Here is a 14,704-nt window from a genome sequence, read left to right on the forward strand (position 1 = left end):
GCCCGGACGTCGGGGTCCTACAGGCCTTGGGCGAGGCGGTGGTATGCGGCGTTCCACCGCAGCTGCTGGGCGAACTGCCGCGGGATGCTGGTCTCGTCGATGAGCGCCAGCTCCACGTCGGCGATGTCGGCGAGATCCTCGAACGCCTCCCTGCCCACGGCGGTGGACATGACCGTGTGGTGGGCGCCGCCTGCACTGAGCCAGCATTCGGCACTGGCTGCGAAGGAGGGCGCCGGCTCCCAGACGGCCCGGGCCACCGGAAGGTTCGGCAGGGGCGCGTCGGGCTCCACCAGCTGCACCACGTTGGCGGTGAGCCGGAACCTCTCGCGCAGATCAGACATGGCCACCACGATGCCGGGGCCGGGGTCCGCGGTGAAGACCAGGCGCACCGGGTCCTCCCGGCCGCCGATGCCCAGCGGGTGGACCTCCAGGGAGGGGCGGGAGGTGGTGAGGCTGGGGCAGACCTCGAGCATGTGGGCGCCGAGGATCTTCTCCTTGCCCGGGGTCATCTCGTAGGTGTAGTCCTCCATCAGGGAGGCCCCGCCGGGCAGCCCGTGGCCCATCACCTTCGCGGCCCGGACCAGCAGGGCCGTCTTCCAGTCGCCTTCGGCGCCGAACCCGAACCCGGCGGCCATCAGCCTCTGCACGGCTAGGCCGGGGAGCTGACGCAGCGCGCCGAGGTCCTCGAAGTTGGTGGTGAATGCGGTGAAGCCTCCGTCGTCGAGGAAGCGCCGCATCGCGTGCTCCTGGCGTGCCGCGTAGACCAGGGACTCTCGGCGGTCCCCGTCGGCGCGCAGCTCGGGGGCGACGTCGTAGAGCTCTTCGTACTCCTTGAGAAGCGGCTCCACGTCGGCAGCGGATGTCTGCTCGACAGCCTCGGCCAGCTCGTTGACCGCCCAGGTGTTGACCGAGGCGCCCAGACGGATCTCTGCTTCGGTCTTGTCGCCCTCGGTGACGGCCACATTGCGCATATTGTCGCCGAAGCGGCAGACCTTCATGCCCCGCAGGGCCTGCCAGCCGGCCGCGGCGCGCACCCAGGTGCCCACGCGGCCGCGCACGTCCTCATCGGAGACGTGGCCCACCACGGTTTTGCGGGAGACGCCCATACGGGTGGCCATGTAGGCGAACTCGCGGTCGCCGTGGGCTGCCTGGTTCAGGTTCATGAAGTCCATGTCGATGGACTCCCACGGCAGGGCCGCCTCCGCCTGGGTGTGCAGGTGCAGCACCGGCTTGTCCAGGGCGTCGAGCCCGGCGATCCACATCTTCGCCGGGGAGAAGGTGTGCATCCAGACGATGACGCCCAGGCAGTCGGGGTCGGCGTTGGCGGCCAGGGCTGCGGCTCGGATGGAGTCCCGGTCCTTGAGGATCGGCTTCCATGCCACGCCTGCGGGCACCTCGGAGGCGGCGTCGAGTCGGACGGCGATCTTGCGGGACTGGGCTTCGACCTGGGCGAGGGTCTCTTCGCCGTAGAGGTCCTGGGATCCGGTGAGGAACCAGACGCACTTGTCCGCGTAGGGGTCGCTGAGCTGGGTGTTCATGCTGTGGGGTCCTTCTGTCCGTAGACGTTCTGGTAGCGGGCGTAGAGCGCGTCGATGTGCTCCTGGGCCAGCCGGGGCGGGTCTCCGTGCTGGCGGGCCAGGTGCACGGTGCGGGCGGTCTCTTCGCAGAGCACGGCGGCCTTCACGGCGGCGCGGGCGTCCTTGCCGATGGTGAAGGGACCGTGGCCTGCCATGAGCACTGCCGGGGAGCGGGAGTCCTTCAGGGTCTCGACGATTCCTCGGCCGATGGAGTCGTCGCCGATGAGCGCGAAGGGCCCGACGGGGATGTCTCCGCCGAACTCGTCGGCGATCATGGTGAGCACGCACGGGATCGGTTCGGAGCGGGCGGCCCAGGCGGTGGCGTAGGGCGAGTGGGTGTGCACCACCCCGCCCACCTGCGGCATGTGCCGGTAGGTGTAGGCGTGGGCGGCGGTGTCCGATGAGGGGCTCAGCGAGCCGGGGGTCCCGTCGTCGATCTTCTCTCCGTCGAGGGTGCAGACGACCATCCGCTCAGGGGTGAGCTCATCGTAGGAGACCCCGGAGGGCTTGATGACGAACAGCTCCGGTCCCTGCCCGTCGTCGGCCACCCGCTGGGAGACGTTGCCGGCGGTCCAGACCACCAGCTCGTTGCGGGGCAGCTCCGCGTGCAGAGCGGCGACCGTCGCCCGAGCGTCGGCCACCTGCTTCTGCACCGGCCCGGGCAGCTCGGCCAGAACGACGCCGCTCATGCCGGCACCGTCTCCGGCTGGGCTTCGGAGGCACCCGCGAGCGCCTCCCGGCGCAGGGCCTTGAGCCGGCGCATGGCGTCGTTGCCGCCGCGGCCGAAGTAGTCGTGCAGCCGGGTGTACTCGGTGAAGAGCCGGTCGTAGACCAGCTGGGCCTGCGGCCGGGGGGTGTAGGCCTCCCGAGAGCGTCCGCCCATGGCCTGGGCGGCTGCCCGGACGTCCGGGTAGGCGCCTGCGGCCACCGCGGCGTGGATGGCGGACCCGAGTGCGGGTCCCTGCGCGGAGGTGATGGTGGAGATCGGCAGCCCCAGCACATCAGCGTAGATCTGCATCAGCACCGGGTTCCTCAGCAGCCCGCCGGCGACGACGAACTCCCGCACGGGCACCCCGGATGCGTTGAACGCCTCGATGATGGTGCGGGTGCCGAAGGCGGTGGCCTCCAGCAGGGCCCGGTAGATCTCTTCGGGGCGGGTGGCCAGGGTCTGGCCGATGATCGCCCCGGAGAGCTCGTGGTCCACCAGCACCGACCGGTTGCCGGAGTGCCAGTCCAGGGCGATGAGCCCGTGGGCACCCGGGGGCTGCTCGGCTGCCTTCTCGGTGAGCAGCTCGTGCAGGCTGAGTCCGCGCTGCTGGGCCTCGGCCTCGTAGGCGGCAGGCACCTGGTTCTTCACGTACCAGGCGAAGATGTCTCCCACACCGGACTGCCCGGCCTCGTAGCCCCACGCGCCGTTGAGGATGCCGCCGTCGACCGCACCGCACATGCCCGGAACTTCGGCCAGCTGGGAGGAGTTCATGACGTGGCAGGTGGAGGTCCCCATGATCGCGACCATCTGGCCGTCCTCGACGGCGTCGGCCGCCGGGCTGGTCACGTGGGCGTCTACGTTGCCCACTGCCACGGCGATGCCTTCGAGCAGGCCCGTCCAGGCTGCGGCCTGGGCGCTGAGGACCCCGGCCCGGTCGCCGAGCTGGCCGATCGGGTGGTCGAGCTTCTCCTCGACGAAGCCGGCGAATTCGGGGTTCAGCTCGGTGAGGAAGCCGCGGGAGGGGTACTCGCCGCCCTGGAGGATCCCCTTGTATCCGGCGGAGCACGCGTTGCGCACGTAGGTGCCGGTGAGCTGCCAGACGATCCAGTCGGCGGCCTCGACCCAGTGCTCCATGGCGGAGTAGACCTCGGGGTCCTCCTCGAGCAGCTGGAGGCCTTTGGCGAACTCCCACTCGGAGGAGATGAACCCGCCGTACCGGCTGATCCACGGCTCGGAGCGGCGGTGGGCCGCCTGGTTGATGCGGTCGGCCTGCGGCTGGGCGGCGTGGTGCCGCCACAGCTTGGTGTAGGCGTGGGGCCGGTCTGCGAACTGCGGCAGCTCGTTCAGCGGTGTGCCGTCTGCGGTGGTGGGCACCATGGTGCAGGCGGTGAAGTCGGTTCCGACTCCGATGACCTGCTGCGGGTGCACGCCCGCGTCCCGCAGCGCTGCGGGGACGGCGTTCTTGAGAACGTTCACATAGTCGGCCGGGTTCTGCAGCGCCCAATCGGGCGGGAGCTGCTGGCCGTCGCCGGCGGTGAGCGCGGAGTCCATGACCGCGTGCTCGTACTCGTGGACTCCGCTGCCGAGCTCGGCCCCGTCTGCCACCCGGACGATCACTGCGCGTCCGGAGAGGGTGCCGAAGTCGATCCCGATGGTGACGTCGTCAGGGCGGGCTGCCGCGCTCATCGCTCGATCCCCGCCTTCTTCTTGGCCCAGACGTCGAATGCCACGGCCAGGACGAGGACCACACCACGGACCACGTTCTGGGTGGACTGGTCGATGCCCATGATCTGCATGCCGTTGGACATCACCGCCATGATGAGTCCGCCGATGATCGCGCCCTGGACCTTGCCGACGCCGCCGGTGACTGCTGCGCCGCCGATGAAGGCTGCGGCGATCGCGTCGAGCTCGAACATGTAGCCGGCACCGGGCTGGGCGGAGTTGGACCGTGCGGAGTAGACGATGCCGGCGATGGCTGCGAGCACGCCCATGTTGATGAAGAGCAGGAAGTTGACCCGGCGGGTCTTGATGCCGGAGAGCTTGGCTGCCTGCAGGTTCCCGCCCATGGCGTAGATGTGGCGGCCGAAGATGGTGCGCTGGGTGACGAACCCGTAGATGAGCACCAGGGCGGCCAGCAGGATCAGCACGATGGGCAGGCCGCGGGCGTTGGCGAGCCTCCAGGCGAAGGCGAGGATGACGGCCGAGACCAGCAGCACCTTCGCTGCGAAGAGCCAGATGGACTCCACCGGCTGACGGTAGCGCACCTTGTGCCGGCGCACTCGCCACTGCTGCACGCCGAAGCCGGCTGCGGCCAGCACACCGATGAGCATGGTGAAGACGTCGTACCCGGCTCCGCCCAGCAGTCCGTTGAGGAAGCCGCCGGCGATCATCTGGTACTCGGCGGGGAAGGGTGAGAGGGAGACATTGTCGAGGACCTGCATGGTCATGCCGCGGAAGATGAGCATGCCGGCCAGGGTGACGATGAAGGCGGGGATGCCGACGATGGCGACCCAGAAGCCCTGCCACACTCCGACCAGCACACCGGTCAGCAGGGCGGCGAGGATGCCGACCCACCAGGGCATGCCCTCACGGACGACCACCACGGCGGCGACCGCGCCGGTGAGCGCGACCACCGATCCGACCGAGAGGTCGATGTGCCCGGCGACGATGATCATCACCATGCCGATGGCCAGGATCAGGATGTAGGAGTACTGCAGCACCAGGTTGGTGAGGTTGCCCGGTGAGAGCAGCGCGCCCTGGGTGAGCACCGTGAAGAGCACCACGATCGCCACGAAGGCGATGTAGATGCCCGACTGGCGCAGGTTGCGCGTCATCAGCTCAAAGATGTTGGATGTTCCGGCGGTGACGGCGCCGCCGCTGTTGTTCTTCAGCATGATCAGGTCCTTGTCTCATGAGACGGCTCGGCCGTCATCAGTTCCATCAGTCGTTCCTGGGTGGCGTCCGCCGCGGGCAGCTGGCCGGTGATCCGGCCCTCGGAGAGTGCGTAGATGCGGTCGCACACGCCCAGGAGCTCGGGCAGCTCGGGCAGCTCGGAGGAGATCACCAGCACGGCCTTGCCCTGGGAGGCGAGGTCGTTGATGAGCGTGTAGATCTCGAACTTGGCGCCGACGTCGATGCCGCGCGTGGGCTCATCGAGGATCAGCACGTCAGGCTCGGTGTAGAGCCATTTGCTCAGCACCACCTTCTGCTGGTTTCCGCCGGAGAGCTTGCCGACGGTGGTCATCACCGAGGGTGCTTTGATCTTCATGGAGGCGCGGTACTCCTCAGCGACTCCGATCTCAGCGTTGCCGTTGATCCATCCGCCCTTGGAGAGCCTGCTCAGGTTGGCCGACGTCACGTTGGTGCAGATGTCCTGGATGAGGTTCAGCCCGTACCGCTTCCGGTCCTCGGAGACGTAGGCGATGCCTGCGCTGATGGCCTCGGCGACCCCGGGCAGCTTGACCGGCTTGCCGTGCAGGTAGACCTGCCCGGTGATGTCACGGCCGTAGGCGCGGCCGAAGACGCTCATGGCCAGCTCGGTGCGGCCGGCGCCCATCAGACCGGCGATGCCGACGACTTCGCCGGCCCGCACGTTCAGGGACGCTCCTTCGACCACAGTCCGTCCGGGCTGGGTGGGGTGGCCGACGTGCCAGTCCTCGATCCGCAGGACCTCCTCGCCGATCTCCACGTCCCGGTGCGGGTACATGGCGTCCATGTCCCGGCCGACCATCCCGCGGATGATGCGCCCGGTGATGGATTCGCCGCTGTCGCGCTGCTCCTGCATGCGGAACGTCTCGATGGTGGCGCCGTCACGGATGATGGTGGTGGTGTCAGCGACCGAGGCGATCTCGCCCAGCTTGTGGGAGATGATGATGCAGGTGATGCCCTCTTCGCGAAGCTCTCGCAGCAGTCCCAGCAGATGCTCGGAGTCGTCGTCGTTGAGCGCTGCGGTGGGCTCGTCGAGGATGAGCAGCTTCACGTTCTTGCTCAGGGCCTTGGCGATCTCCACCAGCTGCTGCTTGCCGACTCCGAGGAAGCCCACCGGGGTGGTGGGGTTTTCGTGCAGACCCACTCGGCTGAGCAGGTCGCTGGCCTGGGCATTGACGGCGTTCCAGTCGATGATGCCGGCCGTGGAGCGCTCGTTGCCCAGGAAGATGTTCTCGGCCACCGACAGGTGCGGAATCAGCGCCAGCTCCTGGTGGATGATGACGATGCCCTTGGCCTCGGAGTCGTTGATGGACCCGAAGCTGACGGTGCTGCCGTCGTATTCGATCTCGCCCTCGTATGAGCCCGTCGGGTAGACCCCGGAGAGCACCTTCATCAGGGTGGACTTGCCCGCCCCGTTCTCCCCGCAGATGGCGTGGATCTCTCCACGTGCCACCTGCAGGGAGACCTCGGACAGGGCCGTCACACCGCCGAAGCGCTTGGTGATGCTGCGCATCTGCAGAATGTGATCAGTCATGGTGTGCGTCCTTACGCTGTCCTGGCGGGCCGGAGTCTCAGAGCTGGCCGTCTTCGACCTGCTCCTCGGTGTAGTAGCCGGAGTCCACGAGGATCTCCTCGTAGTTCTCCTCGAGCACCATCTCCACCTCGAGGAGGTAGGAGGGGACGACGATCTCGCCGTTGTCGTAGGTCTCGGTGTCGTTGGGCTCCGGCTCTTCGCCGCTGAGGTAGTCGTTGGCTGCCTCGACGGCCTGGTCGGCGAGCATGCGGGTGTCCTTGAAGATGGTGGAGTGCTGCACGCCGTCGGCGATCAGGGACACGGTGGCGATCTCCGCGTCCTGGCCGGTGACGATCGGCAGACCGTCTTCGATGGAGTCGCCCCAGCCGTCGTTGCGCAGGGCGGTGATGATGCCGCGGGAGAGCGGGTCAGCCGGAGCCAGCACGCCGTGCAGCTCGGTGCCGTCGTTGTAGTGGGTGGTCAGGAGGTTCTCCATGCGCTGCTGCGCGGTCTCCTGCTCCCACCGCTGGGTGGCGGCCTGGTTGATGTCGGTCTGCTCGGAGGGAACCTCGATGGTTCCGTCCTCCATGTAGGGCTCGAGGGTGTCGATCGCGCCCTGCCAGAACAGGTGGGCGTTGTTGTCGTCCAGGGAGCCGGCGAACAGTTCGACGTTCAGGGTCTCATCCGGTGCGTCGTCAGCCGGCTCGAAGCTCTCGTCCAGCACGCCGAGCCCGTAGAGGAGGCTGTTGGCCTGGTTCACGCCGACCTCGTAGTTGTCGAAGGTGACGTAGAAGTCGACGTTCTCGCTGTTGGTCAGCAGACGGTCATAGGCGATGACGGGGATGCCCTCGGCCTCAGCTGCGTCGAGCTGGCTGGTCAGAGCGGAGCCGTCGATGGAGGCGACGATGAGCACGTCGACTCCGGAGGTGATCATCTGGTCAATCTGCTGGGACTGGGTGGGAATGTCGTCGTCGGCGTACTGCAGCTCGACGTTGTACCCCATCTCCTCGAGGCCGTCTTCGACGGCGGCACCGTCGTTGAGCCAGCGCTCGTAGGTCTGGGTGGGCATTGCCACGCCGACGGTGAGATCCTCGGGCGCGGCGTCGGAGTCGACCTCGTCGGCTCCTGCTCCCTCTCCCTCACATGCGGTGAGCGCCAGTGCCGAGACTGCCGCTACGGTGAACATCATCTTCGATGCGGTGCGCATAATCCTGCTCCATCGTCAGGGCCCGCCTCTTCACGAGCCTCACGTACGGCTCCCCCCGGATTTAGTGACCTGAGTCACAACTAGGAGCCGCTTCGATGTTAACGTTCACAAACAGATTCGCAAGTCCATCACGCCGCAAGTGGGTGTTTAGTGACCGTGAACGGTCTCTCTCAGTGGGACTGGGTCTTCACTGAGGGTGGTGGAGGCCCTCAGGCCTAGAGGCCGACCCACTCCGAGCTGCCGGACTCGAACTCCTGCTTCTTCCAGATGGGCACCTCCGCCTTGATGGTCTCCACCAGCTCCGCACAGGCGGCGAAGGCCTCCTGCCGGTGCGCGGAGGCGACGGCGGCCACCAGGGCGTGATCGCCCACCGTGAGCGGACCGACCCGGTGGCACACCCAGATGCGCACGGTCGGGAAGCGCTCGGCGACGCCGGCGGCCACCTCGGTGAGCCTCTCCTCGGCGGTGGGGTGGGAGGAGTAGGTCAGCTGCCGCACCGAGTGGCCCTGGTCGTGATCACGCACCACCCCGGAGAACACCACGACGGCGCCTGCCTTCTCGTTCAGCGCTACGGCCTCCGCCTCAGCGGGGCTCAGCGCCTCGTGCGTGACGGAGGTGCGGACCAGCCGATGCTCGGCAGGCTCGTGCGGCTGGTCCGGCTGAAGCCCCTCCCTGCTCAGGCGCTCCGGGGACTCACTCATCGGAGGCGGCCTTGCCGTCGGGCACCTCGGAGGTGGGCGTCTTGGTGCCCCAGTCCTCGTGGGCGCGAATGTCGGCGATCTGGTCGCAGAGGTGCGGCAGCAGCGGCGCCAGGACCTCCATGCCTTCGCGGACCGCCTTCGGCGAGCCGGGCAGGTTGATGATGACGGTCCGGCCCGTCACCCCCGCGATTCCGCGGGAGAGGGCGGCCAGGGGGTTCTTGGCCCGGCCGTGGGCCCGCACGGCTTCCATGATGCCGGGGATCTCTTTGTCGAGCAGCGGCACCGTGTACTCCGGTGTGAGGTCATCGGGGGTCAGCCCGGTGCCGCCGGAGGTGATGATGACCTGGGGCTCAGTGTGCACCAGCAGCTCGGACAGCGCTGCCAGCACCCCTTCCCCATCGGGGATGATCACCGGGGGGCGGCAGGCGAAGCCGATCTGCTCGGCGAACTCGGCGATGATGGGCGCCGATTCGTCCTTGCGCTCGCCGCTGCCGGCCCGGGTGGAGACGATCACGGGTGCGATCACGCGCATGGATGTCTCTTCGTTGTCGTAAAGCATGTCAGGCTCTCTCCCAATCGCCGGATTTGCCGCCGGACTTGGCCAGCACCTTCTGCTCGGTGATGGTTGCCCCCTTGTCCACGGCTTTGATCATGTCGTACAGGGTCAGGGCGGCCACCGAGGCTGCGGTGAGCGCCTCCATCTCCACGCCGGTCTGCCCGGCGGTCTTCACCAGGGACGTGATGGTCACCGTGTGGGGCGAGGGCTCCCCCACTGTGAGGTCGACGGTCACCTTGGTGATGGGCAGGGGGTGGCACAGCGGTATCAGCTCGGAGGTCCGCTTGGCGGCCATGATGCCGGCGATCCGGGCGGTGGCGAGCGCGTCTCCTTTGGGAAGGCCGCCTTCGGCCAGCAGGGATGTGACCTCTGCGGTGGTCTCGACCACGGCCTGTGCGCGGGCGGTGCGGGAGGTGACGGCCTTCGCGGATACGTCGACCATGTGGGCGCTGCCGTCCTCGCGGACGTGGGAGAGCTGAGGTTCGGTCACACGGCCAGCCTAGCGCCGTCGTCTACGGCCCGCCCAGGTCAGGGTGCGGTGCGGCCTGGGAGCAGCAGGGCGCTGCGGGTTGCTCCTGCGGGCACATCGGCGTCGTCGGCGGTGAGCTCCAGCAGGGCGTCTGCGCGGGCGAGGTGGGCCAGCAGGTGGGAGCTGGGACCTCCCATGGGCACGGCCTCGATGCTGGTGCCTTCGCCGGGGCGCAGGGTGACCCGGCGGTATTGGGTGACGCCGTGCGGGGAGCTCATGGCTTCGCTGAGCTGCGCGCGGAGGCGTCGCGGGGGCGGGACTTCGGCGCTGATGGCGGCCAGGGCGGGGCGTACGAGGGTCTCCATGCTGACGGCGGCGGAGACGGGGTTGCCGGGCAGGCAGATGATTCCGCTCTGGTGCGCACCGGTGGTGATGGTGCCCCAGCCTTGGGGTCCGCCGGGCTGCTGGGCGACGGAGCCGAAGCTGACTCCGCGCGGGCCCAGCACGTGGCGGACCACTTCGAAGGCGCCGGCGCTGACGCCGCCGACGGTGACGATGAGGTGGGGCTGGTGCTCGCTGATCAGCCCGTCGAGCTGGGCTGCGAACGCGGCGGGCTGGTCGGTGGCGAGCTGGGCTGGGTGGACCTGGTGGCCGAATCCTTCGAGCACTGCGGTGAGCAGGGCCCCGTTGGCGTCGTAGAGCTCCCCGGGCTTCAGGGGGTCTCCGGGTGGGCGGATCTCGTCGCCGGTGGTGATCAGCAGGGTGCGGGTGCGTTCGCGCACGGGCACTTGGGCGACCCCGGAGCCGGCGAGCGCGCCGAGCAGGGCGGGGGTGAGCTGGTCTCCGGGGGCGGCGAGCTGCTCACCGGCGGCGAGGTCTGAGCCTGCGCGGCGGACGTAGGCGCCGGGGTCGATGTCTTTCTGGCTGATTGCGCGGAAGCGGATGGTGCGGCCGGCGGTCAGGTCGGCGAAGCCGTCTGCTGTTTTCTCCACGGGGATGATCAGGTGGGAGGCGGGGCCGTATCCGGGGGCGTCGTGGGGCATGGGGGCCCCGGTCATCACGGCGAGCGCGGTGCCGCGGGGGTGGTGCTGGGGTGGGCTGCCGGCGGCGGTGACGCCGGCCAGGGGCAGGTCGAAGTCTGCTGTGTGGGCGTCGTCGGCCCAGATGGCGAACCCGTCCATTTGGGAGTTGTCGAACCCGGGGAGGTCGGTGGGGGCGAGGATCTGTTGGGCGGCGCTGCGGCCGACGAGGCCGGGGCTGGTGATGGGCAGGTTCTCTGCGGCGCGGGTGCTGAGGGCTGGCCTGAGGACGGCGGTGAGGCGTCCGATGTGCTCGTCGATGCTGGCTCGGCGCGCTGTGGCTGGGGGGTGACCGGCGGGGTTCCGGTGTTCACCCGGGGCGATGTCCAGCTGGTGTCCCTGTTCTGCAGAGCCTGGGTCCGTAGAATTGCTGGTCATGAAGACAAGCGTATCCATCATGCCGAAGGCGCCGGGGGCTGAGCCGCCGCCTGCCTCTCCGCACGCGTTGGATGCGGGGCTGGTGGATCAGTTCGGCCGCCGTGCCACGGACCTTCGTATTTCTCTGATCGATAAGTGCAATCTGCGCTGCACGTACTGCATGCCGGAGAACGGGCTGCCGTGGCTGAAGAAGGAGCAGCTGATGAGCCTGGACGAGGTGGTCCGGCTTGTTCGTATTGCGGTGGACACTTTTGGGGTGCGTGAGCTGCGGCTGACGGGCGGTGAGCCGCTGGTGCGCCATGATCTGGTGGATGTGATTGCTGCGATCCGCAGTGAGCATCCTGATCTGCCGATTGCGATGACGACGAATGCGATCGGTTTGGAGCGGAAGGCTCAGGCGTTGGCGGATGCTGGGCTGACGCGGGTGAATATTTCGTTGGATTCGATTCACCGGGAGACGTTTGCGCAGCTGACGCGGCGTGATCAGTTGGAGAAGGTGCTGGTGGGCGTTGAGGCTGCTGCGGAGGCGGGGCTGACGCCGCTGAAGGTCAATGCGGTGCTGATGCGGGGCATCAATGACGCGGAGGCGGGTGACCTGTTGGCGTGGTGCTTGGAGAATGATTTTGAGCTGCGCTTCATTGAGCACATGCCGTTGGATGCTGATCAGAATTGGAAGCGTGAGGGCACGGTCTCTGCTGCGGAGACGCGTGAGCTGCTGGGTGAGCGTTTCGATCTTGCTCCGACGGATGAGGATCGTGCGGGCGCTCCGGCGGAGCGTTTTGATGTGTTCGATCAGCGCTCTGGTGAGCTGTTGGGCCGTGTGGGCGTGATTGCGAGTGTGTCTGAGCCGTTCTGTTCGGCGTGCACGCGCACTCGGGTGACGGCTGAGGGCCGTGTGATGAGTTGTTTGTTCTCGGCTGAGGAGTATGACTTGCTGCATCTTCTGCGTGATGAGCGGATGGGTGATGCGGATGTTGCTCATCGGTGGGCGGATGCGATGTGGGCGAAGCCTGCGGCGCATGGTTCGTCGCGTCCTGGTTTTGAGCGGGAGGGCTTTTCGAGGCCGGAGCGTTCGATGAGTGCGATCGGCGGCTGATGCTGTGCTGTGTGGTGCTGCGGTGAGGAGTTGGTGATGGCGACGGAGTCTTTTGCTCATACGGATACTGTGCTGGCTCGTGGTTTGTCGGTGCGGGTGCGGTTCTTTGCGGGGGCGGCGGATGCTGCGGGCGCTGAGGAGCTGAGTGTTCCTCTGCCGCGGACGGCGATGCCTTTGGGTCTTTTTGTGGATGAGCTTCCGGGTCTGGTTCCTGCTTCTGCTGCGGACGAGGGTGCGCCGTCGTTGGAGCGGGTGTGTGCTCGGTCGAGCTTTTTGGTGAATGGCACGCGTACGGGGCGTGAGTCTGGTGTCATCAATGATGGTGATGTGTTGGATGTTCTGCCGCCGTTTGCGGGGGGCTGAGGGTTAGCAGCGTCCTGTTTCTTCGCACCATCCGTTGGTGGTGAAGATGTGGGGCGGGTTGCCGTTGAATGCTTCGCCGCATCCCCATTGGGTGTCGTGTTCGCAGTCGCCTGAGACGGCGGCGGATCGAGTGCGCCAGATGTCGGATTGGCTGGGTTCTGCTTGTGCGGTGATGGTCCCTGGGATGGGTGTCCAGGGTCCGTTGTTGATCTGGTATTCGCCGGTGTAGGTGGTGGTGACGTTGACGTCGTACACGCCTGTTTCTTGGTAGGTGTGGCTGGTGGGGGTTTCGATGTATTGGTCTGTGGGCTGCCCGGTGCGTTGGGCGTAGTCGATCCGGTCCATGCCTGGCGTGGGCAGGGTTCTGGGTGGTGTGCCGTCTCCGTAGTCGAAGCTGAATTGTGTGGGGATGGCGCGGATGGTGACGTCTGCGCCGAACATCTGCCGGATGATGGTTTCGATGTCACCGTCGACATAGACGTTGAGAGGGTGTTTCCGGTAGCCGAATCCGAGCCCGTCGGCGTCGTGGCGGACGTCGCCCACGTCGATGCTCAGGCGCGCGAACTCCTCGATGACTTCGGAGTGGATGAGCACCGCAGGATCGACGGCCTCTGGGGCTTCAAGCTCTGCTGCGGCCACCGGTTCTGCGTCCGGGGTGCTGCACGCGAAGATCCCCCGGCCATGGTGGAGCCGCCAGCAGCCTGGAGAGGTTCCGGCGCTTCAACGGTGTCACTACAGGTGTCGTTGACCACGCGAACGCAGTCGAAATCGGCTTCGGTCTCTGACGTAATGCACGGGTTGGAAGATGCGTGGATTGAACGAGGATCCACTGGGGCTGTGCGGGTCTCAGAGGAACCACTTCGGCTGGAACCCGACCTACCCGGCGCTCTTACAACGCGATCAGATCTCGGATTATCGAAAACTTCTTGACGCCTCGACTCTATTAACCCACGAACTTCAAGGTGTCGTTCGCTTAAATGCCCCGAATATTGCTGACCTGACAGTGGCCCTTCCTCTTCTGGGTTGGCTGAAGCTGCGGCAAGGGGTGGCAGGTGAAAGAGCACGACACAACAGACGACTGCCAGAGTTGAGGGTGCTTTAAACCACCTCATTCGGCATTCTCCCAGTCCTCGACCTGTTCAGGGTTAAGCACGTACAGTTCGTCGACTATCCATGACCCGTCCAAATAAGCATGGTGAGCTATCCACGTGATACCCGTAAGCGCATCATCCACTGAAACCTCATGTTCACCGGCGAGGTAAACATCAAAGGCTGTTTCGTAGAGCTCGAAAACGGATAGAGCGAATCCGTCTTCCTCAAGTCGAGTGAATGGCCGACGCACCTCGGCCGACTCCCCCCCCCACCAACCCCTCTCAACGTCAAAGAGATCGCGCGTGAGGTCCAACTCGTGAGCGCCCTGAACACATCCCTCCGTGGAGAACTGTTCCAAGAGGTCGGTGTCCCCCGTGATGCGGGCATGATTCAGCACCTCCCACCAGTAATGGAGCAGGGCTTCGGCGCCTTCTTCTGTCTCCTCGTAAATCTCGTCGGGGAGCTCGGGTTCGGGCCAGTTCTGGGCGGGGCCGTCCGCGGAAGCGGGGATCGGCTCGGCGCTCTCCTCGTCCTCTTCTTCCTCTTCAGCGCTGTCCGCGCCTGAGTCGGAATCTGGGTCGGCGTCCGGCGAGGAACCGGTATCCGGGTCCGCAGAAGGATCCGCTTCGCTGGCCTGCTGATCGTCCGCGCACGCGGAGACGAGCAGCAGGACGAGCGCAGAGGTACTTGCAGTGAGCACAGGCGTGCTGAGGGTGCGTGGAAGCACAGAAGAAATCCGTTCCGTTCAGAGAATCCGTTCGTGCGCCCGGAAGCAGAGCCCCCTCCGTCCCGGTCGCCCGCAAGAGACTAGCCCGGGCGCCGCACGCATGCCACCCCCTCACTCGGATCTGTGGACAAGGCACCTAAACCCCGGCCCCTGAAACCTCAACTGTCTGCGGCTTCAAGTCCCTGCGGACGTCCGCCAAGGTCTCACTATGAGAGATACGTCACAAGGAAGAATGGTTCAGGCGACCCGCGCGTGTTCTAATTATGAGTAACTAACGATAACTATTAAAAGAATGGGTCAGCTCATGTG

General features: G+C 66.6%; 14 protein-coding genes. 2 read left to right on the plus strand and 12 right to left on the minus strand.

What is annotated here, in order from left to right:
* Positions 1 to 17 precede the first annotated feature (17 nt).
* The 10 genes from araA to glp all read right to left on the minus strand — a co-directional run bounded on the left by araA (position 18) and on the right by glp (position 11,117).
* Complete coding sequence (gene araA / locus FS388_RS02550) at positions 18 to 1,538, minus strand: L-arabinose isomerase (RefSeq protein ID WP_146339396.1); 1,521 nt, start codon at positions 1,536 to 1,538, stop codon at positions 18 to 20.
* On the minus strand, positions 1,535 to 2,266 hold the full coding sequence (locus FS388_RS02555; RefSeq protein ID WP_146339398.1) for an L-ribulose-5-phosphate 4-epimerase: 732 nt from the start codon (positions 2,264 to 2,266) through the stop codon (positions 1,535 to 1,537). Before FS388_RS02555 ends, araA begins: the two co-directional genes overlap by 4 nt.
* On the minus strand, positions 2,263 to 3,972 hold the full coding sequence (gene araB, locus FS388_RS02560; RefSeq protein ID WP_146339400.1) for a ribulokinase: 1,710 nt from the start codon (positions 3,970 to 3,972) through the stop codon (positions 2,263 to 2,265). Before araB ends, FS388_RS02555 begins: the two co-directional genes overlap by 4 nt.
* Positions 3,969 to 5,180 carry a multiple monosaccharide ABC transporter permease gene (mmsB, locus tag FS388_RS02565; RefSeq protein WP_146339402.1) on the minus strand — a complete coding sequence of 404 codons (1,212 nt, stop codon included), beginning with the start codon at positions 5,178 to 5,180 and terminating at the stop codon, positions 3,969 to 3,971. Before mmsB ends, araB begins: the two co-directional genes overlap by 4 nt.
* A gap of 2 nt (positions 5,181 to 5,182) precedes the next feature.
* The gene (mmsA, locus tag FS388_RS02570; protein ID WP_146339404.1) at positions 5,183 to 6,748 is read right to left on the minus strand and encodes a multiple monosaccharide ABC transporter ATP-binding protein; all 1,566 of its coding nucleotides are present in this window, start codon (positions 6,746 to 6,748) and stop codon (positions 5,183 to 5,185) included.
* 37 nt (positions 6,749 to 6,785) lie between these two features.
* The gene (gene chvE / locus FS388_RS02575) at positions 6,786 to 7,934 is read right to left on the minus strand and encodes a multiple monosaccharide ABC transporter substrate-binding protein (RefSeq protein ID WP_146339406.1); all 1,149 of its coding nucleotides are present in this window, start codon (positions 7,932 to 7,934) and stop codon (positions 6,786 to 6,788) included.
* Positions 7,935 to 8,149: 215 nt separating this feature from the next.
* On the minus strand, positions 8,150 to 8,635 hold the full coding sequence (locus FS388_RS02580) for a molybdenum cofactor biosynthesis protein MoaE (RefSeq protein WP_146339408.1): 486 nt from the start codon (positions 8,633 to 8,635) through the stop codon (positions 8,150 to 8,152).
* On the minus strand, positions 8,628 to 9,194 hold the full coding sequence (locus FS388_RS02585; protein WP_146339410.1) for a molybdenum cofactor biosynthesis protein B: 567 nt from the start codon (positions 9,192 to 9,194) through the stop codon (positions 8,628 to 8,630). The genes FS388_RS02580 and FS388_RS02585 overlap by 8 nt, the downstream gene beginning before the upstream one ends.
* 1 nt (position 9,195) lies before the next feature.
* Positions 9,196 to 9,633, minus strand: coding sequence for a cyclic pyranopterin monophosphate synthase MoaC (moaC, locus tag FS388_RS02590; protein ID WP_146341835.1), 438 nt, complete (start codon positions 9,631 to 9,633; stop codon positions 9,196 to 9,198).
* An 86-nt stretch (positions 9,634 to 9,719) separates the two neighbouring features.
* Complete coding sequence (gene glp / locus FS388_RS02595; RefSeq protein ID WP_168198569.1) at positions 9,720 to 11,117, minus strand: gephyrin-like molybdotransferase Glp; 1,398 nt, start codon at positions 11,115 to 11,117, stop codon at positions 9,720 to 9,722.
* On the opposite strand from glp, the gene moaA reads away from it, so the two are divergent.
* Both moaA and FS388_RS02605 read left to right on the plus strand, forming a co-directional pair.
* Positions 11,116 to 12,213 carry a GTP 3',8-cyclase MoaA gene (moaA, locus tag FS388_RS02600; RefSeq protein ID WP_371708561.1) on the plus strand — a complete coding sequence of 366 codons (1,098 nt, stop codon included), beginning with the start codon at positions 11,116 to 11,118 and terminating at the stop codon, positions 12,211 to 12,213. The genes glp and moaA overlap by 2 nt on opposite strands.
* Positions 12,214 to 12,249: 36 nt before the next feature.
* Complete coding sequence (locus FS388_RS02605; RefSeq protein WP_210410223.1) at positions 12,250 to 12,576, plus strand: MoaD/ThiS family protein; 327 nt, start codon at positions 12,250 to 12,252, stop codon at positions 12,574 to 12,576.
* A gap of 3 nt (positions 12,577 to 12,579) precedes the next feature.
* Here the strand turns inward: FS388_RS02605 and FS388_RS02610 are convergent, their stop codons facing one another.
* On the minus strand, positions 12,580 to 13,215 hold the full coding sequence (locus FS388_RS02610) for a hypothetical protein (RefSeq protein ID WP_146339415.1): 636 nt from the start codon (positions 13,213 to 13,215) through the stop codon (positions 12,580 to 12,582).
* 469 nt (positions 13,216 to 13,684) lie between these two features.
* Positions 13,685 to 14,368, minus strand: coding sequence for a DUF6318 family protein (locus tag FS388_RS02615; RefSeq protein WP_146339417.1), 684 nt, complete (start codon positions 14,366 to 14,368; stop codon positions 13,685 to 13,687).
* Between the last annotated feature and the right edge of the window lie 336 nt (positions 14,369 to 14,704).

This window comes from Nesterenkonia sp. NBAIMH1 (genome assembly GCF_007922635.1).
In the GTDB taxonomy this organism is placed as follows: domain Bacteria; phylum Actinomycetota; class Actinomycetes; order Actinomycetales; family Micrococcaceae; genus Nesterenkonia; species Nesterenkonia pannonica.

Excerpts from the sequence above, each read along its gene's own strand:
- araA (WP_146339396.1), bottom strand. The coding sequence starts at position 1,538 with ATGAACACCCAGCTCAGCGACCCCTACGCGGACAAGTGCGTCTGGTTC.
- FS388_RS02555 (WP_146339398.1), bottom strand. The coding sequence starts at position 2,266 with ATGAGCGGCGTCGTTCTGGCCGAGCTGCCCGGGCCGGTGCAGAAGCAG.
- araB (WP_146339400.1), bottom strand. The coding sequence starts at position 3,972 with ATGAGCGCGGCAGCCCGCCCTGACGACGTCACCATCGGGATCGACTTC.
- mmsB (WP_146339402.1), bottom strand. The coding sequence starts at position 5,180 with ATGCTGAAGAACAACAGCGGCGGCGCCGTCACCGCCGGAACATCCAAC.
- mmsA (WP_146339404.1), bottom strand. The coding sequence starts at position 6,748 with ATGACTGATCACATTCTGCAGATGCGCAGCATCACCAAGCGCTTCGGC.
- chvE (WP_146339406.1), bottom strand. The coding sequence starts at position 7,934 with ATGCGCACCGCATCGAAGATGATGTTCACCGTAGCGGCAGTCTCGGCA.
- FS388_RS02580 (WP_146339408.1), bottom strand. The coding sequence starts at position 8,635 with ATGAGTGAGTCCCCGGAGCGCCTGAGCAGGGAGGGGCTTCAGCCGGAC.
- FS388_RS02585 (WP_146339410.1), bottom strand. The coding sequence starts at position 9,194 with ATGCTTTACGACAACGAAGAGACATCCATGCGCGTGATCGCACCCGTG.
- moaC (WP_146341835.1), bottom strand. The coding sequence starts at position 9,633 with ATGGTCGACGTATCCGCGAAGGCCGTCACCTCCCGCACCGCCCGCGCA.
- moaA (WP_371708561.1), top strand. The coding sequence starts at position 11,116 with ATGAAGACAAGCGTATCCATCATGCCGAAGGCGCCGGGGGCTGAGCCG.
- glp (WP_168198569.1), bottom strand. The coding sequence starts at position 11,117 with ATGACCAGCAATTCTACGGACCCAGGCTCTGCAGAACAGGGACACCAG.
- FS388_RS02605 (WP_210410223.1), top strand. The coding sequence starts at position 12,250 with ATGGCGACGGAGTCTTTTGCTCATACGGATACTGTGCTGGCTCGTGGT.